The sequence below is a fragment of the Streptomyces vietnamensis genome (assembly GCF_000830005.1).
In the GTDB taxonomy this organism is placed as follows: domain Bacteria; phylum Actinomycetota; class Actinomycetes; order Streptomycetales; family Streptomycetaceae; genus Streptomyces; species Streptomyces vietnamensis.
On record NZ_CP010407.1, the window covers coordinates 8523801 to 8549489 of the forward strand.

At 71.0% G+C, this 25689-nt stretch carries 20 protein-coding genes and 2 pseudogenes; 17 read left to right on the forward strand and 5 right to left on the reverse strand.

Annotated features, from left to right (window positions below):
• The first annotated feature begins 1 nt into the window (after position 1).
• From SVTN_RS37750 to SVTN_RS37765, 4 genes are read left to right on the forward strand one after another with little or no spacing between them, the layout of a single operon-like run.
• Positions 2-1708, forward strand: a complete 1707-nt coding sequence (locus SVTN_RS37750; protein WP_041133093.1) for a hypothetical protein — start codon at positions 2-4, stop codon at positions 1706-1708.
• The gene (locus SVTN_RS37755) at positions 1705-2667 is read left to right on the forward strand and encodes a WD40 repeat domain-containing protein (protein WP_041133094.1); all 963 of its coding nucleotides are present in this window, start codon (positions 1705-1707) and stop codon (positions 2665-2667) included. Before SVTN_RS37750 ends, SVTN_RS37755 begins: the two co-directional genes overlap by 4 nt.
• Positions 2668-2711: 44 nt before the next feature.
• Entirely contained in the window at positions 2712-4943 is a 2232-nt protein-coding gene (locus tag SVTN_RS41295) for a peptidoglycan-binding protein (RefSeq protein ID WP_052499548.1), read from the forward strand.
• 10 nt (positions 4944-4953) lie between these two features.
• Positions 4954-6804: a M64 family metallopeptidase gene (locus SVTN_RS37765; RefSeq protein ID WP_041133095.1), complete on the forward strand. Its 1851-nt coding sequence runs from the start codon at positions 4954-4956 to the stop codon at positions 6802-6804.
• 118 nt (positions 6805-6922) lie between these two features.
• Here SVTN_RS37765 and SVTN_RS45960 read toward each other — a convergent pair.
• Positions 6923-7527 (reverse strand): annotated as a pseudogene (locus tag SVTN_RS45960) (IS5 family transposase); the annotation flags it as partial.
• A 36-nt stretch (positions 7528-7563) separates the two neighbouring features.
• Positions 7564-7854 (reverse strand): hypothetical protein, encoded by a 291-nt coding sequence (locus tag SVTN_RS37775; protein ID WP_041134700.1) that lies wholly within the window; start codon positions 7852-7854, stop codon positions 7564-7566.
• A 243-nt stretch (positions 7855-8097) separates the two neighbouring features.
• Here SVTN_RS37775 and SVTN_RS37780 point away from each other — a divergent pair, with 243 nt between their 5' ends.
• A complete protein-coding gene (locus SVTN_RS37780; protein ID WP_245727801.1) occupies positions 8098-8760 on the forward strand; it encodes an LmeA family phospholipid-binding protein in 663 nt (220 codons plus the stop codon).
• A gap of 23 nt (positions 8761-8783) precedes the next feature.
• On the opposite strand, the gene SVTN_RS37785 is transcribed toward SVTN_RS37780, so the two are convergent.
• Positions 8784-9419: a TetR/AcrR family transcriptional regulator gene (locus SVTN_RS37785; protein ID WP_063782312.1), complete on the reverse strand. Its 636-nt coding sequence runs from the start codon at positions 9417-9419 to the stop codon at positions 8784-8786.
• 135 nt (positions 9420-9554) lie between these two features.
• On the opposite strand from SVTN_RS37785, the gene SVTN_RS37790 reads away from it, so the two are divergent.
• The 9 genes from SVTN_RS37790 (at position 9555) to SVTN_RS37830 (ending at position 21170) form a co-directional block, all read left to right on the forward strand.
• Positions 9555-10709: a VOC family protein gene (locus SVTN_RS37790; protein ID WP_041133097.1), complete on the forward strand. Its 1155-nt coding sequence runs from the start codon at positions 9555-9557 to the stop codon at positions 10707-10709.
• A 28-nt stretch (positions 10710-10737) separates the two neighbouring features.
• Positions 10738-11715, forward strand: a complete 978-nt coding sequence (locus tag SVTN_RS37795) for a fumarylacetoacetate hydrolase family protein (protein WP_041133098.1) — start codon at positions 10738-10740, stop codon at positions 11713-11715.
• Between the two features lie 19 nt (positions 11716-11734).
• Complete coding sequence (gene mhpA / locus SVTN_RS37800; RefSeq protein ID WP_245727802.1) at positions 11735-13351, forward strand: bifunctional 3-(3-hydroxy-phenyl)propionate/3-hydroxycinnamic acid hydroxylase MhpA; 1617 nt, start codon at positions 11735-11737, stop codon at positions 13349-13351.
• Entirely contained in the window at positions 13348-15321 is a 1974-nt protein-coding gene (locus tag SVTN_RS37805; protein ID WP_041133099.1) for an acetoacetate--CoA ligase, read from the forward strand. Before mhpA ends, SVTN_RS37805 begins: the two co-directional genes overlap by 4 nt.
• Entirely contained in the window at positions 15318-15671 is a 354-nt protein-coding gene (locus SVTN_RS37810) for a DoxX family protein (RefSeq protein ID WP_041133100.1), read from the forward strand. The genes SVTN_RS37805 and SVTN_RS37810 overlap by 4 nt, the downstream gene beginning before the upstream one ends.
• A 1263-nt stretch (positions 15672-16934) precedes the next feature.
• Positions 16935-17720: a tetratricopeptide repeat protein gene (locus tag SVTN_RS37815; protein WP_245727803.1), complete on the forward strand. Its 786-nt coding sequence runs from the start codon at positions 16935-16937 to the stop codon at positions 17718-17720.
• 86 nt (positions 17721-17806) lie between these two features.
• Positions 17807-18940: a YihY/virulence factor BrkB family protein gene (locus SVTN_RS37820; protein WP_041133101.1), complete on the forward strand. Its 1134-nt coding sequence runs from the start codon at positions 17807-17809 to the stop codon at positions 18938-18940.
• Positions 18930-19925 carry a glutathione S-transferase family protein gene (locus SVTN_RS37825; protein WP_041133102.1) on the forward strand — a complete coding sequence of 332 codons (996 nt, stop codon included), beginning with the start codon at positions 18930-18932 and terminating at the stop codon, positions 19923-19925. Before SVTN_RS37820 ends, SVTN_RS37825 begins: the two co-directional genes overlap by 11 nt.
• Before the next feature lie 102 nt (positions 19926-20027).
• Complete coding sequence (locus SVTN_RS37830; RefSeq protein ID WP_078908670.1) at positions 20028-21170, forward strand: mechanosensitive ion channel family protein; 1143 nt, start codon at positions 20028-20030, stop codon at positions 21168-21170.
• A 49-nt stretch (positions 21171-21219) separates the two neighbouring features.
• Here SVTN_RS37830 and SVTN_RS37835 read toward each other — a convergent pair whose 3' ends face one another.
• The gene (locus SVTN_RS37835) at positions 21220-22740 is read right to left on the reverse strand and encodes a catalase (protein ID WP_041133103.1); all 1521 of its coding nucleotides are present in this window, start codon (positions 22738-22740) and stop codon (positions 21220-21222) included.
• 319 nt (positions 22741-23059) lie between these two features.
• On the opposite strand from SVTN_RS37835, the pseudogene SVTN_RS37840 reads away from it, so the two are divergent.
• The 3 genes and pseudogenes from SVTN_RS37840 (at position 23060) to SVTN_RS37850 (ending at position 25333) form a co-directional block, all read left to right on the forward strand.
• Positions 23060-23681: pseudogene (locus SVTN_RS37840) on the forward strand (DUF4230 domain-containing protein).
• Between the two features lie 136 nt (positions 23682-23817).
• Positions 23818-24243 (forward strand): VanZ family protein, encoded by a 426-nt coding sequence (locus SVTN_RS37845; RefSeq protein ID WP_041134705.1) that lies wholly within the window; start codon positions 23818-23820, stop codon positions 24241-24243.
• Positions 24244-24379: 136 nt separating this feature from the next.
• Positions 24380-25333: an aldo/keto reductase gene (locus SVTN_RS37850; RefSeq protein ID WP_245727804.1), complete on the forward strand. Its 954-nt coding sequence runs from the start codon at positions 24380-24382 to the stop codon at positions 25331-25333.
• Positions 25334-25383: 50 nt separating this feature from the next.
• On the opposite strand, the gene SVTN_RS37855 is transcribed toward SVTN_RS37850, so the two are convergent.
• A complete protein-coding gene (locus SVTN_RS37855) occupies positions 25384-25644 on the reverse strand; it encodes a WhiB family transcriptional regulator (RefSeq protein ID WP_099055261.1) in 261 nt (86 codons plus the stop codon).
• Positions 25645-25689: the final 45 nt, after the last annotated feature.

Below are 25689 nucleotides of genomic sequence, written 5' to 3' on the forward strand. Positions count from 1 at the left end.
CATGGCCGACGACAAGGCGGTCTTCGCCCAGTTCCACCGCATCGAGCCGAACGTCCGGCCGAGCGGCACCGGCGGACAGCTCGACGAGGCCCTCCAGGCCAGGATCGCCGACCCGCTCTTCCTGCTGGCCCGGCAGCGGCAACTCGCCGAGTTCCACGGAGAGGACGGCGGCTCACCGGTGGGATGTTCCCTCACCACGGCGGCGGCCACCGTGGACCGGTTCCGGCCCGGCGACGCCGGACCCTCGGTGCCGTATCCGCCGGGCGTGCCCGTCGAGTACCTCGCCGAGGCCGGCCGCGGCCCTGACCCGGAGGACCGCGAGTTGCCGCTGCGCACCGCCGCACGGGCCGGACTGCGGTTCCTGCACCAGCTCGCCGCGCTGCCCATCGGCGTCCAGAACTCCGTCACCGACCAGGCACTGGCCAAGTTCCCCCTCCTCGACAGCGCCTCCCCGGGGGAGCCCGCAGGCGACCCGGCGGGCCGTGCGCTGGGGACCGTCCTGCTCGCTCATGCCCCGCACGGCGGAAAGCTCGCCCGCGGACTGGCCACCGGCTGGCATCCGACCGGCCTCAGCCCGGCCCACCTGACCGCCTTCAACCAGGCCGCGACCGTGTGGAAGTCCTGGTTCGCCGCCGAACACGCTCCACCGACCGACTCCAGTTGGGTCCGCGACCGCCTGGAGCACCACTTCGCCGTCGAGGCCGCCCTGGGCAATCAGCGCATCACCCTGACCGCACCCGAATACCCGGGCGGCGGCGCCGAAGGCTACCACTTCGACATCGACGCCGTCGCCACCGCCTTCACCACCCCGGGCGCGTCCAGCCGCACCGTCCTGCCCACCCGCGCCACCTACCCCGGCATGCCCGCCGAGCGCTGGTGGGAGTTCGAGGACACCACCGTCAACCTGCCCTCCATCGAAGCCGGCGTGGCCGACCTCGCCCGGCTGCTGCTGGTGGAGTTCGCCAACGTGTACGGCAACGACCACTGGGTCGTCCCGCTGGAGCTGGAGATCGGGCGCGTCCACGGCATCACGGACCTCACCGTCGTGGACACCTTCGGCGATCCGCTGACCCTGCAGGCCGCGGGCGACGAGCACTGGTCCCTGTTCCGGCTCGGCGTCGCCGGCTCCCACCGTCCGGGACCGGCCCTGCTGCCGCTCCTGCCCAGGGCCGCCGGCCGCATCGAAGGACCGCCCGTGGAGGAAGTGCTGTTCGTCCGCGACGAGATGGCCAACCTCGCCTGGGCGATCGAACGCACCGTGCATAGCGCGACGGGCAAGCCCCGCCCGCGCGCCGACGAGACGCCCGACCTGACCCCGCCCGGTCCGTCGGACGTTCCCGGCGCCCTGACCTACCAGCTGGAGTCGTCGGTGCCGTACCACTGGATCCCGCTCGTCCCCGTGCCGCTCAGGCCCGGCTCGGCCGCGATCCGGTTCCGGCGCGGGCGGATGACCCTCCCCACCGCACAGGGCACCGTGCGCACCCAGGCGCGCGGTCGGCTGCTGGAGCCGGAGGCGCCCCGGGTCTACTTCCGCGACGAGGAGATCCCGCGTGCCGGTGTGACGGCCGGCCGGGTCCCGGTGACCGTGCGCGGACACGACGGCCTCCACTACCGCTGGATCGGACGCCGTTCCCGCGCCGGGCAGGGCGAGGCCGCCTCCGGGCTGGCCTTCGACGCAGTACTCCCGGCCAAGGAGACCACCCCATGAACCACGGCATCGGCGCGGTGAGCGCGCTCACCCTCACCAGGACCGGCTCGGAGCTCGTCAGTGCCGACGCCGCCGGCCGCGTCCTGCGCTGGCGCCGGGAGACCGGCGAAGCACTCTGCCCCCTGCTGGTCGCCCACAAGCGCAGCGTCTGGTCGATGCTCCTCACGCCCGACGACCACGAGATCGTCACCGGCGGCAGCGACGGCACCCTGCGCCGCTGGAACCGGGCCACCTCCGCCGCCGTAACCGGCCCCTCCCCGGCCCACGACGACTGGATCCTCGCCCTGGGCAGGACCACCGACGGCGCCGAACTGCTCACCGCCGCCTACGACGGCACGGTACGGCGCTGGAACCGGACCGACGGCACCTCCCTCGCCCCGCCGCTGCCCGCCCACGACGGGGCCGTCCGCGCGATGACCCTCACCCCGGACGACGAGGAGATCGTCACCGCCGGCAACGACGGCGCCGTGCGCCGCTGGCGCCGCACGGACGCCGCCCTGCTGGCAGGCTTCGACGGTCACATCGGCCCCGTGCCGGCCGTGGCCGTCAGCGCCGACGGCGGCGAGATCGTCAGCGGCGGCAGGGACGGCACGGTGCGCCGCTGGGACCGGGAGAGCGGCAGCCCGCTGGGCGAGCCCCTCGTGGCCGGTGTCCCCGTACGAGTCCTCGCCCTGACCACCGACGGCGAGATCGTCGCGGGCTGCGACGACGGCACCGTCCGCCGCTGGCAGCGCACCACCGGCAAGCCCGTGGGGACGCCCGTGGCCACCGGGCACCTCAGCGTCTGGGCGATCACCGTCACCGCCGACGACAGGGAGATCATCACCGGCGGCTGGGACGGCTTCATCCACCGCTGGACCCGGGATCCGGCCGACCCCACCGTCCTGCGCCAGGCCACCCAGCAGACCCGGGTCGACACCGCGCCGCGCCTGGAGATCCGCGGCCCCACACCGTTCTGACGCCCGCCGCCACAGGGAAGCGTGCCCGACGCAGGGAGCAGCCGATGCCCGACATCGAGATCGACACCTCGCGTCTCACCGCGCCGTCGTTCACGGTGCCCGAGGCCGGCACCGGGCCGATCGACGGCTCGGTGACCCCGCCGCCCACGGTGACACTACCGGCCCCCGGCACCTACCACCTCATGCAGAGCCCCGCCCCTGCCTCCGACGTGGTCTTCGTGGTGGCCGAGGACGGCACGCTCGACTTCGACGCGGCACTCGACGGCATCGTCGAAGGCCGCGCCACCCACCGCCTGACCCTGCACGGGCTGCCCGTACACCTGGACGCCACCGCCCTGGACCATGACCTGAGGCTGGAGATCGGCGGCCCGGCGCTGCCCGCTGACCGACCCCACGATCTCGCCCTGCTGCCCTGTCAGCGATACCGCCTCAGCGGAGGAAACGGAAACCTGGCCTTCGCGCTTCCCGTCACCGGCTCGATCCAACTCGATCCGGACGCCGCTGGTTTCGCCTCGGCGTCCGGCAATGCGCTGACCGTTCAGGGCCGCACGATCCGCATCGACGGAACAGCACTGTCCCACGACGTGGAGCCGACCGGCCTTTCCGGGCCGAGCTTCCTTCCGCGCGCGTCGGTGAACGAGCTGACGCTCCTGCCGGCGGACGGCTACGGCTTCCAGCCCGGATCCGGACTCGTCGCGGACCTGAAGTTCGGAGTCGACCGTGACGGGCACGTCTACGTCGACTTCGAGTTCACCGGCTTCGCGTCGGCGGTCGAGGACACGCTCGTCCTGCACGGTTACCCGGTCCTGATCGACACGACGGCCGCGGACAGCGACCTCGTCGGGCTGAGCAACATCTCGGCGTCCACCCCCGGCCCACCACCGAACCGCCGCGGCCCCCGGGAGATCCTCTACGTCCTGCTGCCCGCCCGCGGCTATCTGCCGCAGACGGTGAACGGCGTCCTGCGGACGGGGTTCGACTTCGAGCGGGACGGCACCGTCACCTTCCCCTACTCGGCGGCCGGCCGCTACGGCGTCGCGTCCCCCACCGCACCCACCCCGTCCGAGCAGGGGCAGGAAGTCACCCTCAACGCCCTGGTGCGCCCGACGGACGCCGACGCGGGCCCGCCCCGCGGCACGGTGACCTTCTCCCTTCAGCAGGGACCGCCCCTCGGTACCGCCGAGGTGGACGACCAGGGGCGGGCGAGCATCACCACGAGCGATCTGCCGCTCGGCGACAGCGTCATCGCCATCGACTACGCGGGAGGCGATGCCTTCGTGCCGGCCAGTACCACCGTCCCTCATCACGTCAACCCAAGGCAGGGCAAGCCCGTCGGGGACGCACCGCTGGCGGAGGTCTTGGACTGGGCGCTGCTGCCCACCCTCGCCCTGATGGCCGACCCGCACGCGGTCGACGGCCACGTCAAGCTGGCCCAGAGCCTGCTGAACGCCGCTGGAGCCGCAACGCCCGCCCTCGTCGTCGACGGCAACTTCGGCGTCCTGACCCAAGACGCCGTACACACCTTCCGCGCCGGACCGATCCTCACCCCCGGGGACGACATCGACACACCCGTCTGGTTCGCGCTCGCCGTGGCCGCGCCCTGCCCCCTCCTGGAACCCGGCCCCCGTATCCCGCCCATGACGGGGCCGCCGGTGGCCGTCGTCCAGCGCCTGCTGAACCAGCAGGGCGCCGAGCCGCCCCTCGACGACGACGGGAAGTACGGACCCAAGACGGAGACCGCGGTACGGACCTTCCAGATGGCCCACGGCCTCACCGTCACCGGAACCGTGACCCCCGAGACCTGGGTCGCGCTCGCCGGCCCACCGCCCACCCCGACCCCCTCCGACCCGTCCGGCTCCAGGAGCATGCGCCTGACGTTCTCCTACGACAGCGCGGACTGGGCGCAGGGCGGCCCGGTCGTCCGGTTCGTCTCGCGGGAGGACCTGGAGATGACCGCCCCGCTCGCCGCCGATCCCGACGACTCCCCCCACGGCCGCGCCGGGTTCTGGTACGAGCTCCGCGATGCGGCCGGCCGGGTGCTGTACCGGCGTGCCCGGCACCGGCCGATCGCCGTCCTCCGGGAGGTCACGGGCCCCGGAGACGACGGCGGTCTCGTCGCCCTCCCCGTCGACGCTCCCCGGGGCACCTTCGAGCTGATTGCGCCCTTGCTGCCGGAAGGCGCCTCGGTCGTACTGTTCAGCAGCCCGCCCGATCCGGACCGGCTGGACGAACCGGCGTCCGAGATCTTCTCCCTGCCCCTCGACCAGCCGCTTTGAAGGAGGACCGGTGAAGGTCGTCGACTTCGCCCTCGGGGATGTGAGCCGGGTCGCCCACGGCTGGACCGTCGCCGTGCTGCCCGAGGGTTACACACAGGCCGAACTCGACGCCGGGCTGTTCGACGCGGACGTGGCGAAGTTCGTCAAACGGCTGCTGGTGACCCCGCCGTTCAGCGATGCCGGCCTGCGGCCACTGCTGAACGTGGTCAAGGTCCGCAAGGCGTCGGCGCACACCGGAAACACCATCCACCTCATCACTCCGACCCCCACCACGTCCCCCTTCGGCACCATGTTCGGCGCCATGTTCGGCCGGGACCTCTTCCAAGGGCATCAGATCGAACGTGCCATTTACGGCGATGACGTTGCCGTGAAGGATGCCGTGCACAACGAGCCCGGCCTCAAGGCGGTGAACCACTTCCTCGTCTTGATAAACAACACCCAGACCGACGGCGGATGCATGCATAACGAGGTCGGCTGGTTCACCAAATTCAGCGCTTCCTGGCCCGACGTGGCCATCCATGAACTCGGGCACCAGGCGTTCAGACTCGCCGACGAATATCCCTATCGGAACGACTCCTCGGACCCGGTGTCCACGTACCCCGGTAGCGACCCGACCGAGCCCAACATCACCACGGTCACCGACGTCGCCACCATGAAGTGGTCCGAGGTCCTCACTCTGCCGCAGTCCCAGGTCCCCACCACGATGCGGGCCACTCCTTGCGTGCGGAACCACCCGGTCATCGCGGCGAACCCGCCGATTCCCGCGGACGCCGTGGGTGCCTACGAGGGCGCGCAACACCACGACTGCGGCGTCTTTCGGCCGTCACTCCAGTGCCGCATGCGGGAGGAAACTCGCCCGTTCTGCCGGGTGTGCGAGATGACCGCACATATCGACATCGGCCATTACCTGGTCGACGCGCGCGCCGGAAGTGAGTACGGTGCCGGGGCCTGGACGCATGTGCAGAGCTTCGCGGCCGGTGCGAACCCGGAGCGCATGCTGTCGTACAACGCGGCCACAGGCGCCTACGCGATCTCCGCCGCCGCCACCTACCGGTTCCCGACCCGCCGCCCCGACGGCACTCCGCCGATCGACTCCCACAACCCGACGGTCGGAACCGGATCCCTCGGCGCCGACTGGACCTGGCTGGCCCCCTTCGACTTCGGTGGAAGTCCCCACTACTTCGGCCATCAGTTCGGCTCCGGTACGCAGGGCATCTTCGCGACGGACGCGACGTTCACGTCGGTCGGCCTCACCCACGCCACCCCACCTGGTCACGCCTCGCACACCCACGTTGTGACCCTCAACCTGGGCGGGGCCCCGCACTACATCGGCTACAACAGTCTCACCGGAGACGCCGGCCTGTTCCGCCTCGACAGCGACACCGCCGATCCGGTGCCCGTTTCCACGATGCAGTGGGGCGTCGGCCACACGGCCGTCGTGCCCATCATGATCGGCAGCGAGCCCTACGTCATGACCTACCGGATGAGCACCGGCGAGTTGATGATCCGTCATCTCACCCCGTCCGGTTTCACCATGGCCTTCGCATCGCCATCCGGATTCTGGAAACGCAACGTCACCCATGTGGCACTGCTGGATCTCGACAACCGCCCGTACCTCGTCCGCTACTCCGGCTTCGACGGCAGGGCCGCCGTCCATCACGTGCGTGACGGCGGGACAGGTGTCGACCTGGTGTGCCGCGTTCCGTCCCTCGGCCCCGGCGCTCTGTCGATTCTCGGTGCGGGCGCACCAGTGATGGGTCGCGTGCAACTTCCCGAGCCGAACAGCGGCAAGAGCCCGTGGCTGTACATCTACAACGCCCTGAAGCAGACACTGAACCTCACTCCCGTGGAGGCGCGTTGACCAAGGGGCGGACGTGTGAACCCATGGCTGATGCCGCCGTTCTTGTCCATCTTGAAACGGAGGCTCTCCACCTTGCCCGGGTTCTTGAACGCGTACGGCCCCATGGCGAACGCGGCAGCCGACGCCGAAGGTGTTCACGGATGGCTCGTGACGAATACGCCTTGTCGGCCAACACGGCCACTGGTCGGGTCCGAGGTCGTCCACGCCTTCGCGGAACTCGCAGGCGGGCCATCACGTCAGCGAAGGCAGGCGCGTCACCGGCCTGTCCGGCGGTGAGGTGGAAGGCCAGGGGCCGGCAGTCGCCGTCGGCCGCGAGATGGATCTTCGTGGTCAGCCCGCCGTGGGACCGGCCGATGGCGTGGTCGTCCGGCTCGCCGGCCGGGGCCCCTTTTCACGGGCTCCGGCCGCGTGCTGGTGGGCCCGCACAATCGTGGAATCCACCGAGACGACCCGGTTCAGCTCCTCGTCGGCGTCCGCCTGTGCCAGAAGCGCGGTGAACACCCACTCCCACGTACCGTCGACGGACCACATCCGCAACCGGTTGTAGACACCCCGCCAGTTGCCGTACTCCTCCGGCAGCCGCATCCACCGTGCCCCGGTCTGAAACTTCCAGGCGATGGCGTCGATCACCTCTCGGTGGTCCCGCCACCGACCGCCCTGCCTCGGCGTCCGGTCCGGAAGCAACGGCTCGATCCGCGCCCACTGCGCATCAGTCAACGGCACATCCGGACAAACGATCAGGCGACGAGGAAGGAGCGGCTACACGCAGCCAGCGCGATCGGCCCTGCCGACGGTGGCCCACCAGTCGATCACTCGGGCTGCCATCGCGTCCGGTCGCAGGCCCAGAGGGTCGAGACCGAAGTGATCCTCCAGCTCTTGCCGCAGAAACGCACCAATATCCGCCTGGTCCGCGCCACCCCGGAGGCGCTGGAGCAAAGGAGCGAGCATGCAGTCGTACTCGTCTTGCACGTCGTCGGCGACGCCGATCGGATCCCACTCATTGAGCAGATGCCGCAGGTCGTTCTCGGCGGCGTCGGTTCCAGGTCGCATCGCTCCAGGGTGCCACCCGGGAACCGCCGTCATCACTCGCCCCTCCGTGATCCAAACGAAACCGCCTAGCGCTCAGACGCGCATTCCGAGCACTTCCCGAGCATTCTCCGGAGAGGACATTTCGTGTACCAGTCCCAGCCCGATGACGAACTCGCCGGTGAGCCCCACTGTGGCGGCGCCGCCGTGTACGGGAGCCCCTCGGTCCCGAGGAGGCGGCGCCAGCTCATTGCCGCGGTGCCCCTCGTGTCGTTGCTGATCGGTGCTGTCGTGGTGGACCGGGTCGCCGCGGCCCGTGCGGAAGGCCGAACGGCTCAGGCGTTCCAGGACGGCATGGGGACCGCGGAGCGGCCTTCGGCGCACGTCGGTGGCTTCCCCGTGCTGACCCAGCTGGCCGAGGGTCGTCTGAGCCACGTCGACCTCACCGCCCACGACATACCTGCCGACGGCTCGGCACGGCCCCTGCCGGTGACGAAGCTGACGGTCGGCCTCGACGGTCTGAAGACCTCGGGGAGCGCCGACGAGGCGCATGCCCGCAGCGTCGAGGCGACCGCGTTCGTGTCGTACGAGGACGTGTCGGCCGCGCTCGGCGTGAGCCTGTCGCGAGGTGACGAGCCGGGGCGGATCAACGCGACGGCCGGTCTGCCGCTCGTCGGCGACGTGACCGTGAGTGCGGCCCTCTCCGCGGCGAAGGGCAACCGCATCGCCTTCGCGGACGTCCGTACGGTCAAGGGCGAGCTGATCCCGCCCTTGAAAGCGCTGCTCGACAAGGCCCTGGAAGAGCCCGTCCCGCTGGAGAACGTCCCCGAAGGGCTGCACCTGCGCTCGGTCACCACGGAGAACGGGATTGACGCCCGCTTCACCGGCCGCTCGGTCACCTTCCGTCCGAGCTCGTCGTCCACCGCGTAGGGGGAGCGGACGCCGGGGATCGGTCAGGCGAGGTCGGGGAGGGGGCGCCGGGCGACCTCGTGGGCGTCGTCCGGCGGGACGCCCAGCATGCGCAGGACCATCTCGGCGAGGTTCACCGCGGCCTCGTCGCCGTCCACATCGGGGCGGGCGAATCGCAGCTCCACCAGGGACAGCAGGGTTCCACCCAGTGCGGACAGGGCCACTGTCGGGTCGGCGGCGGTGAAGCGGCCGGAGGCCATGCCGACCTCGATGTCCCGGAGGGCCCGTCGGGTCAGGCCGTTGTCCGAGTGGATGTGGCCCAGGCCGCGGCGGCGCAGCACCTGCATCAGCTCCGGGTGCGACTCGGCCATGCGGGCGCTGAGCCGGAAGCCCGTCGCGACGAGCTCCGCGGGGTCGTCGATGCCGGCCAGGTGCTCGTCGAAGGTCTGGCCGAACTCCTCCAGCGCATCCTGCACCGCGGCCTCGAAGAGCTCCGTCTTCGAGTCGAAGTGGTTGTAGAACGAGCCGAAGCCGACGTCGGCGCGCTCGGCGATCACCTGGATGCTGACGCTGGTGTCCCCGGTCTCGGCGAGTATCCGGCGGGCCGCGCGGACGAGAGCTCCGCGGGTCTCGGCGCGACGCCGCTCGAATCGGTTGCTGGGCGGGGCTGACGTAGGCATACGCAGAGTCTAACCGTCGAGACGATGACGATCGCAGTCCTGATGAATTCATCATTTCCCGTTGCGGACACCTTGACGATTGAACTGTCACAGTTGATGATTTCCTCATTAGAGCAATGTTGCTTGGAGGACACCATGTCCGAAACCCGTGTCAACGCAGTCGGCGTCCCGGACGTCAGGACGGCCCATCAGGACCTCCACAGCGCGCAGGGCGCCCTGCGCGGCGAACATCCCGGGCGGTCCCGCAACCCCGTGATCAAGGTGGCCGACCTGGCCTGGCTGGAGTTCGAGAAGCCCGACCTGGACCGGGCCGAGGTCTTCGCCCGGGACTTCGGCTTCGGTATCGCCGCCCGGAGCGAGAGCGAGCTGTGGCTGCGGGGAACCTTCGCCGGCTCACCGTGCATGGTGATCCGGCGCGGCCGGACCTCCCGTTTCATCGGCCCGGCGTTCCGCGCCGCCGAGCGGGCCGACCTGGACCGGCTGGCCCGCGCCACGGGCACGTCCGTACGGGACGCGGACGTGCCCGGCGGCGGCAAGGTGGTCGACCTGCTCGACCCGTCCGGCTTCCCGGTCCGGGTCGTGCACTGCGCGGAGGAACTGCCGGCGCTGCCCGAGCAGCAGCCGCTTCTGCTCAACTTCGGCACCGATCACCGTCGCACGAACGTCACCCAGCGCCCGCCGCGTGAACCCTCCCGCATCCAGCGCCTGGGGCATGTGGTCCTGGAGACACGGGTGTTCGGGCGCGCCCTCGACTGGTACCTGGACACCCTCGGGATGATCGTGTCCGACTTCCTGTTCCTGGACGGCCAGCGCGGCCGTGGCCCGACGATGGCGTTCATCCGCTGTGACCAGGGCAGCCGGGCCGTCGACCACCACACGCTGGCCATGCACCTGGGCCCGGGCAACGGCTACGTCCACTCCGCCTACCAGGTGACCGACCTCGACTCGATCGCCGCCGGCGGCGAGTACCTGGCCGAGCGCGGCTACCAGCGCAGCTGGGGCATCGGCCGGCACATCCAGGGCAGCCAGCTCTTCGACTACTGGCGGGACCCCGACCGCTTCATGCTGGAGCACTTCGCCGACGGCGACCTGTTCTCCTGCGACCTGGATCCCGGCTGGGCACCCATGTCGACCACCGGCCTCGCCCAGTGGGGACCTCCTGCCACCCGTGACTTCCTCGGCGCGAGCCCCTCCCCGCAGCGGGTCCGCGACGTCATCGAAGCCCTGCGAGGCGATAACGAGATGGACCCGGCACGCCTGCTGGGCCTGCTCAAAGCCGCCAAGTCCTGAACCCCAACCCCCTCACGAAGGTACTGACATGAGCACCAACGTCCTGCGCACCGCCGACGGATGGTGGGTCCTCCTTCCCCAGGCTCTCGACTCCGCTCGAGCCGGGGAGACCCCATTCGACCGGGCCGTCCCCGTCGACACCAAGGCCGCCACCACCGCCGAGCTGATCGCCGACCGGGCGGCCGTGCGCGAGGCCGCCCTCTCCGGGGAGGCGGGCACGCCCGTCGCCGACCTGGTCGCCCTCTCGCCGGTCACCACCCCCTGCCGGGTGGTCGCCCAGATGGTCAACTACCGCAGCCACGCCCGCGATTCCGGCTTCACCGGCGACATCCCGCCCGCCTTCTTCCGCAAGGCGTCCGGGTCGGTGAGTGGCCCGGGCGAGGCGATCGTCCGGCCGTCGCACGTGAAGTTCCTCGACTACGAGATCGAACTCGGGCTCGTCATGGGCGCACCCCTGCCCGTCGGCACCGTGGTCGAGGAGCGTGACCTGCCGTCGTACGTCGCCGGGCTCGTCGTCACCAACGACGTCAGCGCGCGCGACGTCCAGCTGACCAAGACGCAGTTCTACGAGAGCAAGTCCTACCCGACCTTCACACCGACCGGCCCGTACCTCGCGCTGCTGGAGCCCGAGGACTTCGCCCACCTCCTCGATCTGCGGCTGCGGCTGTCGGTCAACGGCGAGCTGCGCCAGGACCGCACCCTCGCCGACATGATCGTCCGCCCAGCACAGGCGCTGACCTTGCTGGCCCGCTTCCAGACCCTCGACCCCGGCGACCTGCTGCTCACCGGGACCCCCGGCGGCACGGCCCTCAAGGCCCCGCCCAAGGCGGTCGAGAAGGTCGGCGCGCTGCTGCCGCCCGCCGTGAAGTGGAAGGCGTTCTTCAAGAGCCAGGCCCGTAACCCGCACTACCTGCACACGGGTGACGTGATCACGGCGACGATCTCGACCGCGGACGGGCGGATCGACCTCGGCGAGCAGCGCACGCCCGTCACGGACGCGAAGTAAGACCCGAGGTGAGCCGCACATGACCGCCGACCAGGCCGGACCCCGGGACACCGCACCCGGGCCCGCACAGACAGACCCCGCACCCGTCGTGATCATCGGCGCCGGGCCGGTGGGTGTGACCGCCGCCCTCCTCCTCGCCCGGCGCGGTATTCGCACCGTCATCCTGGAACGCCACCAGGACGTCTACCCGCTCCCGCGCGCCGTCGCCACCGACGACGAGGTGCGCCGCATCCTCCAGGCAGCGGGCGTGGGCGAGGAGTTCGCAGCGATCGCCCGCCCCGCGAACGGACTTCGGCTGCTGGACGCCCGGCACCGGGTCATGGCCGAATTCCGGCGCTCCGAGCACGGCCATCACGGCTACCCGCAGACCAGCATGTTCGACCAGCCCGAGCTGGAGCGACTGCTGCGCGACGCCCTCGCCCGCCGCCCGGAGTGCGAACTGCGGGGCGGTGTCGAGGTCACCGGCGTCGGCCCGGACCCGGCCGGCCCCGTGCGCGTGACCTACCGCGACGACGACGGTGAGCACCATCTTTGGGCCGAAGCGGTCCTCGGCTGCGACGGCGCGGGCAGCCTCACCCGCGACGCCATCGGCGCCGCATGGGAAGACCTGCGCTTCGAGGAACGCTGGACCGTCATCGACGTCCGCACGAAGGCCGACGTCCGCTGCTGGGAAGGCGTCGACCAGGTCTGCGACCCTCACCGGCCGGCGACGTTCATGCGCGTCGGTGAGGACCGCTACCGCTGGGAGTTCCGGCTGCAAGACGGGCAGCAAACGGTCCGCGAGCTGATCGCCCCGTGGCTGTCGCCCTCGTACGGCGGGGACTTCGAAGTCGTACGGGAGACGCAGTACACCTTCCGGGCGCGGGTGGCCGACCGGTGGCGCAGCGGACGGGTCTTCCTCCTCGGCGACGCCGCCCATCTCACCCCGCCGTTCATCGGGCAGGGGCTGTGCGCGGGTCTGCGTGATGCCTACAACCTCACCTGGAAGCTGGCCCGCGTCCTGGGCCAGGGCGGCGACGAACGGCTCCTTGACACCTACGAGAGCGAGCGCAAGCCGCACGCACGGCATGTGATCCGGCTCGCGGTCGCCATGGGCTGGGCCATGACCGGCGGCCAGGACGGTGCCGCCGCACTGCGCCGCAGGATCCTGGCCGCGGCCTGTCGCATACCCGGCCTCACCGCGGCGGCGGGCCGCGACCTCAGCCCAGCCCTGACCGCCGGGCCCCTCGTCCGGCGCCGTATACGCAGAAGCCTCGTGGGCACCCACTGCCCCCAACCATGGGTGGTACTCGACGGCCGACGCAGCCGCCTCGACGAACTGCTCGGCGCCAGCTTCACCGTCCTGACCGCCGCCGAACCCTGGCCCTCGCTGCGCGCCCTCGCGCACGGACTCGGCGTCCCGGCGATCCCCGTGACCGACCTCCGTGACGACGGAACCCTCGCCGCCTGGCTGCGCGCCGGCCGGGCGGACGCCGTCCTGCTGCGCCCCGACCGCGTCGTCATGGACGTCGTCCCGGCTGGCGGCCACGACTTCACGGACACCGCCGCCTGGGCGTCTCTCCTGCACACCACGCGCAGCCCCGACCCTTCCCCACGGACCGTAGAGAACAGCCTGCCGAGGAGCGCCACACGATGACCAGGCCGTACCCGGAACCCTTCACGACGCCCGATCCGCAGGCCGTCGCCGACAGCCGCATTACGGACTTCGCCCGCCACGCCGGGCTCGACGGCACCGACTACGCCGCCCTGCACCACTGGTCGGTCACCGACCTGGAAGGCTTCTGGGGCGCGGTGTGGGACTACTTCGACATCGACGCGGACACCCCGTACGAGCAGGTGCTCGCGGAAGAGCGGATGCCGGGCGCCCGCTGGTTCCCCGGCGCCACCCTCAACTACACCCACCACGCCCTGCGCAAACTCACCGACGACACCGTGGCGATCATCGCCCTCGACGAGACCGGCTCCAGTCACGAGGTGACCGGCGGCCGGCTGCGCGCCCAGGTCGCATCCGTCGCCGCCACCCTGCGCGACCTGGGCGTCGGCAAGGGGGATCGGGTCGTGGGCTACCTGCCCAACACCCCGCACGCGATCGTCGCCTTCCTCGCGGCCGCGAGCCTGGGCGCGGTGTGGTCGGTCTGCGGGCAGGACTACGCCCCCAAGGCCGCCGCCGACCGCTTCGCCCAGCTCGAACCCACCGTCCTGATCGCCGCCGACGGCTACCTCTTCAACGGCACGACCCACGACCGCCGCGAGGCCACCCTCGAACTCGCCGGTGAGCTGCCGACTCTGAAGGCAGCGCTGCTGGTGGACCACGTGGGCCTGCCGTGGCCGACACACACGTACCCGTCACTCGTGATGCAGTGGGAGGACGCCTCCACCCGCACCGAGGAACTCACCTGCACACCGGTGCCGTTCGACCACCCGCTGTGGGTCGTGTTCTCCTCGGGCACCACCGGCCTGCCCAAGGGCATCGTCCACGGCCACGGCGGCGTGCTGCTCGAACACCTCAAGACCCTCGGACTGCACTCCGACCTCGGTCCCGGTGACCGCCTCCTGTGGTACACCACCACCCACTGGATGATGTGGAACCTGGTCGCCTCCACGCTGCTCACCGGCGCCACCACGTGCACCTACGACGGCAGCCCGGCGCCCTTCGCCCAGCTCGACGTCCTGTGGGAGCTCGCCGCGCGCCATCGGGTGACCGTCTTCGGGACCAGCCCCCAGTACCTGCTGGGCATGGCCAAGTACGGCATCGACCCCTCGGCGCACGACCTGTCGTCGATCCGCGTGGTCGGCTGCACCGGCTCCGCACTGCCGGCCTCCGCCTACCCCTGGGTCCGCCAGCACGTCGGCGACCACGTCCTGCTCGCGTCCACCAGCGGCGGCACGGACGTCGTCTCCGGCTTCGCCGGCAGCGCACCCAACACACCGGTGTGGGCCGGAGAGTTGTCAGCACCCCACCTGGGCGTGGCCCTGGCCGCGTACGACGCCGAGGGCTTCCCGGTGGTGGACCAGGTGGGGGAGCTGGTCGTCACCCGCCCGATGCCGTCCATGCCGCTGTGCTTCTGGAACGACCCCGACGGAACCCGCTACCGCGACGCCTACTTCTCCTCCTACCCCGGCGTGTGGCGGCACGGCGACTGGATCACCGTCACCGGACACGGCTCCGTGATCGTCCACGGCCGCTCCGACAGCACCCTGAACCGCAACGGCGTACGCCTGGGCAGCGCCGACATCCACGACGTCGTCGAACGCCTCCCCGAGATCACCGAGGCCCTCGTCATCGGCGCGGAAGAACCCGACGGCGGCTACTGGATGCCCCTGTTCGTGGTCCTCGCAGCCGACGCGACCCTGGACGAACCGCTCCGCGAGAAGATCAAGGAGGCGATCCGGACGGGTGCCTCGCCCCGCCACGTCCCCGACGAGATCCTGGAAGTCCCCGGCATCCCGCACACCCGCACCGGCAAGAAACTCGAAGTCCCCGTCAAACGCCTCCTCCAGGGCGCCCCGGTCGAGCAGGTCGTCAACCCCGCAGCCGTGGACGCCCCCGACCTCATCGACCACTTCGCCCGCCTGGGCGCCGAACGCCGGGGCCGGTCACTGTGACAACCGCGCAGATCACCCTCGCCGCCCTCCTGACCCTGGTCTTCCTGTCACTGGGAGCGGCGAAGATCGCCGCGGTGCCGTTCATGCGCCGGGCGGCAGCGCACCTCGGCGTGTCGCCGGGCCTCTACCGTGTGGTCGGCGCCCTGGAAGTGGCCGGAGCCGTCGGGCTGGCACTCGGACTGACTTCCGCCCCCATCGGGGTGGCCGCCGCGATCGGGCTGGCGCTGCTGATGACGGCGGCCGCAGTGGTCCACCTGCGCCACGGCGACCCGCCCGTACGGGCCCTGCCCGCCGCCGTCCTGGCCCTGACGGCGGTGGCGTACGCCGGGGTGGCGATCGGTACCGGCTGACGGCCCGCAGCGTGCGCTGACGCGCACGGCGGCCCGTCGACACCTTCGCACTCACGGTTCTCCTGTCCGCAGCGCTCGGAGCGCGGAGACGGTCCTTCCCCCTTCCAGATCAGCGCCACCGACGGCCGGGGCGGCCGGGTACGGCTTGTCGGTTCAGCCGACCTGGGCGGTCAGCCGTCCCAGGAAGGCGAGCCCGAGGCGCCTGGCGGGCGAAAGCCCGGCTCAGGCGCCTCTTGTCGTGCCTTTAGAGAAGCCGAGCTTCTTCGGCGAGTAGGACACCAGGAGATTCTTGGTCTGCTGGTGGTACACGCCTCGCATGGCTTCTGACCAGCGGAAACGGCTACGATTCGGTTAAGCTGCAGGCGGCTGGTCCGTGTATGGCCCGGATCTTGGTCGGCAGGGAGCGGACCCCTGACCGACGGCCCGGAGGCGGTGAGCCGGCACACAAACGAGGGGCGGGCCGACAGATCTCCACGGAGCATGCCTCGATCCAACGCGCCACGAGAGGGGAGATCGCCAGGGCTTGGAACCGCGGAGCGGGCAACCCACCGGTCGAAGAACTTCCACGCTGTCACGATCGGCCACGAGGCGTGCGGCTGCGGCTTCCCCCGCACACGCTTTCTGACTGAGCCCGGCCAGCCGCAGGCTGCGGCCCATCTGCGTTATCAGGCTGCTCCACTTCACCGGGATCGAACGCAGTCAGTCCGATCGGCGAAGAACTGGCGCGGCCGCTCTGCTCAGCCCGACGCGTCTTCCTAGGCGTTGCTGCCGCGGTGTTGACTTCGACTACCTTGGCTTGGCCTTGGGGTGCAATCGATGAGGCCCAGCGCCTCCGGGTTGACAGTAGGTATGAACGTCCTTGGAGTCGGGTCGGCGAATCTAACCGGGGAGTGAGAGGTTGAGCAGAGGGGCTTCCTCGATTGACACGGGTGGGGCTGGCACGATCTATGAGTATCGAGTCGCGACCCTGGATCTGGCCGCTCTGCTGTGCGGTGTGAGCGTTCCGGGGCTAGACGTGGTGCCGGACTCGGTCTGCCTGCAGCAGGGCAGGGAGTTTCCTCTGGACGATGTGGTGGTTCTCAACCGTGAGGGCCCTTACGAGTTGGCTGTGGAGCGACAGGTCAAACGAACGTTGGAGATCGCTCGCAGCAGCGATCCCTGGCGCAAGACGATCCGGCAGTGCGTGGAGAGTCTGGAGTCGTTTGGCGGGGAAATGGATGCCGACCGGCACAGCCCCTGCGCACCTCCGCCGAGCTCGCCGACGTGCTCCACGACACCGGCCAGCTGCAGCTCGCGGAATCGGCCTGCCGCGACACCTTCCGGTGCCAGGCGGACACCCTGGGACGCGATCACCCCGACACCCTGCGTAGCGCGGCGGGGCTGGCCGCCGTCCTGGAGGACCTCAGGCGCGCTCCCGAGGCCGAACCGCTGCAACGGGACGTGCTGGAACGGCGCACCAGGCTGCTCGCACCCGACCATCCGGACGTCCTGACCGCCGCCAACTCCCACGCCGCCTCACTGCTCAAGTGCGGCCGCCACAAGGAGTCCGAGCGGGCGCTGCGCAGCCTCGTGCCCCGGCTGGAACGCCGTTACGGACCCGACCACGAGCGGACCGCGGCGGCCCGGGTCGATCTCGGAGCCGTACTCGTCAGGCTGAACCGCCACCCCGAGGCGGAGACGCAGCTCCGTGCCGTCATCCGGTCCTTCGAGGCGACCGTGGGGTCCCACCACGAGAACGCCTTCACCGCACGCAACAACCTGGCGGCCGTCCTGCACGCCATGGAGCGATACGAGGACGCCGTCCCCGTCCGGCGGGACGTCCTGGCCGGCCGGGTCGCCCTGAACGGTGAGGACCACCCGATCACCGTGTCGACCCGGGACAACCTCGCCAACCTCCTGATCGACGTGGGACGGCACGCGGAGGCGGCCGCGCTCCTCGAACGCCGCGTCCGGGACTACGAGCGCATCTACGGCCCGGGGCACCCCCGCCGGCGGTCCGCCGAGGAGAAGCCGGCCTGGCTGAGGGACGACACGGGGCACTCCTTCTGAACGGGTCGCCGTCACGGTCCTCGCGCACCACGGCCCGAGGGCCGCGGGAGGGCGTAGTCCGGGCCTGCACGGGTATCCGCCCGTGCATGGCCGACCGGGAAGTTCCTCAGGAAGACCGTGCGGCGCCCGCCGCGCCCGCCCCCTCCCCCCGTACGGCGCCGAGACCGCAGGACGTCGGCCCCGGGCCCGAGGTCGAGCGGCGCGCGCCCGACTCGCCGACTGAGCTGCCCCGGCGCTCCTGGCTCGCGATCCTCCGGAGGTCGGCGCGGGAGTTCGTGTCCGACGAGCTGACGGACCGGGCCGCCGCCCTCACGTACTACGGCCTGCTGGCCCTCTTCCCGGGGCTGCTCGTGCTCGTCTCGCTGCTCGGCGTCAGCGGCCGGTCGACGGCGGACAAGGTCCTGGACAGCCTTGGCGAGCTCACGCCGGGCCCGGCCCGCGACGTGCTCGGCCAGGCCGTGGAGAACCTGCAGGGGGCACCCGGTACGGGAGCCGTCATGGCGACGGTCGGTGTGCTGCTCGCCCTGTGGTCGGCCTCCGGCTACGTGGGGGCGTTCATGCGCGCCGCCAACCGCGTCTACGACGTCCCCGAGGGCCGCCCGCTCTGGAAGGTGCTGCCCATCCGCCTGGGGCTGACCACGCTGCTCGTGCTCATGGCCGCGGCGAGCGCGCTGATCGTCGTTCTCACCGGCGAGGTGGCGCGCCGCGCGGGCGATGTGCTGGGCGTCGGCGACTCCGCGCTGACGGCGTGGTCGATCGCCAAGTGGCCGGTTCTGGTCGTGCTCGTGACGATGATGCTCGCGCTCCTGTACTGGGCGAGTCCGAACGTCGAGAGCAGGGGCTGGCGGTGGATCACCCCGGGCAGCGCCCTCGCCCTGTTGATCTGGCTGGCCGCCTCCGCCGGGTTCGCCGTCTACGTGGCCGAGTTTGCCTCGTACAACAGGATCTACGGCACGATGGGCGGTGTCGTCGTCTTCCTGATCTGGCTGTGGATCAGCAACCTGGCCGTGCTCCTGGGCCTGGAATTCGACGCGGAGACCCTGCGTCAACGGGCGGTCGTCGGCGGCATGCCGCCGGACGAGGAGCCGTACGTCGAGCCGCGTGACACCCGCTCGTGGACCGAGGAGGAGCGGGCAGTACGTGACGAGCACGGGCCCGACGGCCCCGAAGGCGGTTTCCACGCGAGGGGTACGAGGAAGGTGCGGTCCCATGACCGGTGACGGCTCGTTCGAGCGCGACCGCACGTACATCACGACCCGGATCACGGCGGACGGCCGGGACGGCTTCCCGGTGGAGGCCGGGCGCTACCGCCTCGTCATCGCGCGGGCCTGCCCGTGGGCGAACCGGAGCGCGATCGTCCGACGCCTGATGGGACTGGAGGACGTGCTTTCCCTGGGGATCGCCGGGCCCCTGCACGACGAGCGCAGTTGGTGCTTCCACCTGGACCCGGGCGGCCGGGACCCCGTCCTCGGCATCGAGACACTGCGGGAGGCGTACGTCCGCCGTGAACCGGACTATCCGAGCGGCATCACGGTGCCCGCGATCGTCGACGTCCCCACCGGCCGGGTGGTGACCAACGACTTCGAGCGGATCACGCTCGACCTGGGCAGCGAGTGGGCGGCCCACCAGCGGGACGGAGCGCCGGACCTCTATCCGGAGGGGTGGCGCGACGAGATCGACGACGTGGCCGACAAGGTGTACCGGGACGTCAACGACGGTGTCTACCAGTGCGGTTTCGCCACCGGCCAGCGGGCGTACGACACGGCGTACCAGCGCCTGTGGGCACGGCTGGACTGGCTGGAGGAGCGGCTCGCCCGCCGGCGCTATCTGGTCGGCGACACCCTCACCGAGGCCGACGTCCGCCTCTTCCCGACCCTGGTGCGCTTCGACGCCGTCTACCACGGCCACTTCAAGTGCAACCGGCAGAAACTGACCGAACTCCCGGCACTGTGGGCCTACGCACGGGACCTGTTCCAGACGCCCGGCTTCGGCGACACGATCGACTTCGCGCAGATCAAGGCGCACTACTACGTCGTCCATCACGACATCAACCCGACCGGGGTCGTCCCCCGGGGCCCGGACACCCGCGGCTGGCTCTCGCCGCACGGGCGGGAACAGCTCGGCGGCCGCCCGTTCGGCGACGGGACCCCGCCTCCGCCACCGCCTCCGCCCGAGCGCGTGCCGCGGGCGGGCCGGGCGGGCTGACCGCCGACCGGTGACGCCGGACTCCTCCGGCTGATGTTTGGCGTGCTCGCCTGCGGTGAGGCGTACGGGACGAACCTGTTCGACTCATCGACTGGGGAGCACATGGAGAGCGTTATCCGACTGGCGATCTCCGTCGGCGGCTCGGCGCTGGCCGCCTTCGCCGTCTGCCGTGCGGCGGACCTGCTGGCACGGTTCGCCGACGCGAGGCATCCGGAGACCCCGCTGTGGGGGCTGCTGCGCCGCTGCCGCACGCCGTTGTACGTCGTCGTGCTGGCCGTCCTGCTCAGATGGACCTACCCGATGGCGTCGCCCGGACGGGGGCCGCTCGAAGAGCACGCGGGGGCGGTGAGCCGCGTCCTGCTGCTGTGCCTGATCGGCGGAGGCGCCTGGCTCGCGGTACGGACGGTCGCGGCCGTCGTCGAGTCCTCGTACGCGCGCTACGCCGGACGTTCACGCGACGCCGCCCGGCTGCGCCGGGTCCGTACCCAGGTCACCCTGATCATGCGGGTGGTGTCCGTCGCCGTCGGGGTGCTCGCCGCCGCCGCGGCCCTCGTCACCTTTCCCTCGTTCCGCACCCTCGGCACGTCCCTGCTCGCCTCGGCCGGCATCATCGGCATCGTGGCCGGTGTGGCGGCCCAGTCGACGCTGAGCAACCTCTTCGCCGGCTTCCAGATCGCCTTCGGTGACATGGTCCGGATCGGTGACACCGTCGTCGTGGACGGCGAGTGGGGTGTCGTGGAGGAGGTGACGCTCACCTTCCTCACGGTCCGGACCTGGGACGAGCGTCGCGTCACGCTCCCCGTCTCGTACTTCACCTCGCGGCCGTTCGAGAACTGGTCGCGCGGCGGCGCGGAGATGACGGGGTCGGTGTTCGTCCACTGCGACCACTCGACACCGGTCGCGCTCGTCCGGGCGCACCTCAGGGAGTTCCTCACGACGTGCGACACCTGGGACGGGCGGGGCTGGGACCTCGCCGTCACCGACACCTCACCGACCGGCATCACGGTGCGGGCGATCGTGACCGCCAAGGACGCCGACGACCTGTGGACGACCCGTTGTGCCGTACGGGAGGAGCTCGTCGGCTGGCTCGCGCGGGAGCATCCGGGCGCCCTCCCCAAGGTCGTCACCGCTCCCGCGGCGGACGCCTTCGACCGGCCGTGGGAGAACGCCCGGGCGCCGCGGCAGCGACGCCTCCGTCAGCCCGCCAGGAACTCCACCCGGCCGGGGGACACGCCCTCGGACTGAAGCCGTATCCCAACGTCGGCCGGGGGCTCTGTCAGGCCTGTTCCCGTACTCAGGCCTTTTCCTGCATGGAGCGGCGGGCGGGGTTGCCCTGTTCGGCCGCCTTGGGGTCCTTCTCGTCGGCCTTGGCCCGTACGCCCTGGGTGATGCGCTCGCCGACGGCCTTGTCGATGTTCGTCCAGTAGGCGAAGGCACGCTCCAGGACGGGCTCGGAGACGCCGTTGAGCAGGTGACCGACGACGTTGTCCACCAGACGGTCGCGGGCGGCGTCGTCCATCACCTCGCGCACGAGGGTGCCGGGCTGACCCCAGTCGTCGTCCTCCGGGTGGGAGACGTAGGCCGCCCGGGTGATCTCGCCGTCCGCCACCCAGCTGGGCGGGGTCCCGTAGCGGTCGGTGTCGGCGGCCGGTCCGCCTTTGGAGTTCGGGGCGTAGACCGGGTCGGCCGTCTTGCGGAAGGCCATCGCCCCGTCCTTCGAGTACGTGTGGACGTCGACGACGGGCGCGTTCACCGGGAGCTGCTGGTAGTTGGCGCCGATGCGGTGGCGGTGGGCGTCCGCGTACGAGAACAGCCGGGCCAGCAGCATCCGGTCGGGGCTGGGGCCGATGCCGGGGACGAGGTTGTTCGGCTGGAAGGCGGCCTGCTCGATCTCGGCGTGGTTGTCGGTGGGGTTCCGGTCGAGCGTCATGCGGCCGACCGGGACGAGCGGGTAGTCCCCGTGCGGCCACACCTTGGTGAGGTCGAACGGGTTGAACCGGTAGGTCGCGGCGTCCTCGTACGGCATGACCTGCACGTGCAGCGTCCAGCTCGGGAACGCACCGTCGCGGATGTGCTCGAACAGGTCCCGCGTGTGGTAATCCGTGTCGACGGCCGCCATCTGGTCGGCCTCGTGCTGGGTGAAGAACTCGATGCCCTGGTCGGTCTTGAAGTGGTACTTCACCCAGAACCGCTCACCCGACTCGTTGATCCACATGTACGTGTGCGAGGTGTAGCCGTTCATGTGGCGCCAGGAGCGCGGGATGCCGCGGTCCCCCATCAGCCAGGTGACCTGGTGGGCGGACTCCGGGGAGAGGGTCCAGAAGTCCCACTGCATGTCGTGGTCGCGCAGGTTGTTGTCCGCGCGGCGCTTCTGGGACCGGATGAAGTGCTGGAACTTCATCGGGTCCTTGACGAAGAACACCGGCGTGTTGTTGCCGACCATGTCGTAGTTGCCTTCGCTGGTGTAGAACTTCACCGCGAAGCCGCGCGGGTCGCGCCAGGTGTCCGGGCTGCCCCGCTCGCCGGCCACCGTGGAGAAGCGGACGACCAGCTCGGTGCGGGCGCCCGGCTGGAACAGTGCCGCCTTGGTGTAGCCGCTGACGTCGTGGGTGACCTCGAAGTGGCCGAACGCGCCGCTGCCCTTGGCGTGCGGCTGGCGCTCGGGGATGCGTTCGCGGTTGAACTGCGCCATCTGCTCGATCAGATAGGCGTCCTGCATCAGGATCGGACCGCCCGCGCCCACGGTGAGCGAGTGTTCGTCGCTCTCCACCGGGGCGCCGGAATCGGTCGTGGTGGAGGGTCGGCTGTCGGTCATCGGTGGTGCTGCCTTTCCTCGTGCTGCACGGTGGCGCGCTCCTCGGTCGGGGCCGGCTCGTGGGCCCGGCGCGCAGGGCCGTTCTCCGTCGGTCGAGGGGCACGCCACCTGGGGTGTTCTCCGACACGGCCCTGCCTCCGTGGCCCCCTCCCGGTGTCGTATCGCCTCACCCGCCGCCGCCATGTCAAACGTCGCCCGGCGCGCGACAGCGGGGCGGCGACCTCTCCGCCCCGCGCACGCACATCCCAGCCTGAGCCCACTCGGCCGAAGTCACCACCGGAGCACTGGTCGAAAATGTTTACGTACGTGAACATAGTTCATGAACGAGTCTATTGACGCGTCCTGGTCAAGCCTGTGCCTGGTCCTCTTCGTCCTGGGGCGGTTCGTCCGCGTACCGGGCCTGGGCGACGTGTTCGGCGTCGACACGAAGGACCGTTCCGGTCCGGCGGTGCTGAAGTCCATCCAGGACATGCACCGGTACGAGGGCGCCGCCGGCAACTAACAGGTCGCGGTCGACCTGGAGAAGGACGCCCGGCTGCTGCCCGACTCGATCCGCGGGACCCGCACGCTCTTCGTCGCGAGCGGCAGCATGGCCGAGTATCTCGACTTCGGCGGCATCGGCCAGGGCAGCGTGACGGTCGACGAGAAGCGCACCGCCGCCACCTCCGGCTGCCGCACGCACGGCTCGCCGAGCCCGCCGTGGACCCCAAGCGGTCCTACACCGTCTCCAAGCAGCGCGGCCTGGTCGACCGGCTCGGCGACCTGTTCTCCGACACCCCGGCCGACGAGCGCGCCGTCCACATCCTCGCCGCCGACCGCATCGGGGCCGCGGCCAGGAGAGCGACCTCACCCTGCGGGCCGAGAAGAACACCGCGTCGATGCTCCAAGGCCTGCTCAGGGGCCTGGGATTCGAGCAGGTCATCGTCACGTACGCGCCGTAGTCGATTGCGCCGGGAGCCATGTCGACACGCATCGGATCACGCCGCGTCACCACCGGGCGGCAGCAGAAGCAGACAGCTCCGGCGGGGCCAGGGGCGCCGGCTCCGCGTCGCCGTCACCGTGCTGGCCCTCACGGCGATGGTGGCCTTCGCCGTCGTCCTCGCCCGGCTGACCCTCCAGCCGTCGCCGGCCTCCGAGGCACTCATCCACGCCGACCTCCGCCCGGGGGACTCGATCCGCGCCTACCTCGGGCAGCCCGCCTTCCGGGACACCGTCAAGCAGCTCGGCGGCAACGTTCTCCTGGGCGTGCCGTTCGGTCTGCTGCTGCCGGTCGTGTCACCCCGGACCCGTGGATTCGTACGGATCGCCCTGCTGACGGTGGCGACGATGCTCCTGGTCGAACTCGTCCAGGGCGCCCTGGTCCAGGGGCGCGCCTTCGACATCGACGACGTACTGCTCGACACCACCGGCGCGCTCCTCGGCTACGTCCTGGTGGGCCGCCGCCTGGGCAGGACCGTGCATCCACGGCGCCGCGGCCGATGGTGGTCGCGCCGCCGTGCCTGAACGACGGGCGGGCGGTGGGCCCGTGCACGCCTGACGGGCGGTGGGCCCGTACCCGTCCGACGGGCGGGCAGGTGGGCCCGTACCCGCTGCACACCGTCCCGGGCATCGGGTCGAGTGCGTGTGCGAAGGTGGCCCGGTGACCCTTCCCGAGAAGACCGACGACCGCCTCCTCCTCGGCTGCATGGGCCTGGGAGGAGGCTGGGACGCGGAGCCCCACACGGCCGCCGACATCGACGCGGCGGAGGCCGCCGTCGCGGCGGCGCTGGACAGCGGCATCACCGCGTTCGACCATGCCGACATCTACCGGCGCGGAAAGTCGGAAGCCGTCTTCGGCGAGGTGCTGGCCCGTTCGGCGGGACTCCGTGAGCGGATCACGCTGCAGACCAAGTGCGGCATCCGGCTGGCCGACGGGGACCGGCCCGGCCTCTACGACCTGCGGGGCTCCTCCGTCGTCCGCAGGGTCGAGGAGAGCCTGGAGCGGCTGCGCACCGACGTCCTCGACGTCCTCCTTCTGCACCGCCCCGACCCGCTGGCCGACCCCGCCGACATCGGCGACGCCCTGACCTCGCTCCACCGGCAGGGGCTCGTCCGCCGATTCGGCGTCTCGAACATGAACGCCGCGCAGATCGCCCGGCTCCAGGCCCACATGGACCTGCCGCTCGTGGCCAACCAGCTGGAGATGAGCCTGCACCGGCGCGCCTGGCTGGAGGACGGCGTCCTCGTCAACACCCCGGAGTCCGCGGCCAACGGGTTCCCCGCCGGTACCGTCGAGCACTGCCTCACCCACAACATCGAGCTCCAGGCGTGGGGAGCGCTGGCCCAGGGGCGCTACACGGGGGCGCGGGGGACCCGGCAGGAGGCGGTCACTGCCGCGTTGGTGACCTCGCTCGCCAAGGCCAAGGGCACCACGCCGGAGACGATCGTGCTGTGGTGGCTGCGGCGCCATCCGGCCCGGATCGTCCCCGTGATCGGGACGTCGAACCCGGCGCGCATCCGTGCCTGCCGGGACGCCGCGACGGCCGGACCCGACCTGAGCCACGACGAGTGGTACGCCCTGTGGATCTCCGCCCGGGGCGCCGCTCTGCCATAGCCGCGTTCATGTGCCGCAGGGCCACCCCGCTCCGTGCGGGGCCCAGTGGCTCAGTTCGCCCTGTCGGCGCGGCGACGCGCCCTGCGCTTCAGGGATTGCCGCTCGTCCTCGCGCAGGCCGCCCCACACTCCCGTCACCTGGTGGGAGTCGTCCATGGCCCAGCGCAGGCACTCCTCGCGTACGGGGCAGCCCCGGCAGATCTCCTTGGCCTCCTCGGCCTGGATCAGCGCCGGTGCGCCCGTCCCGACCGGGAAGAAGAGGTCGGGGTCGACATCCTGGCAGGCCGCACGTGCACGCCAGCTGTCCAGCATCAGTTCCTCCTGTCACCTGAGTTCGTCTCGGTCCCTCGCGCGGGA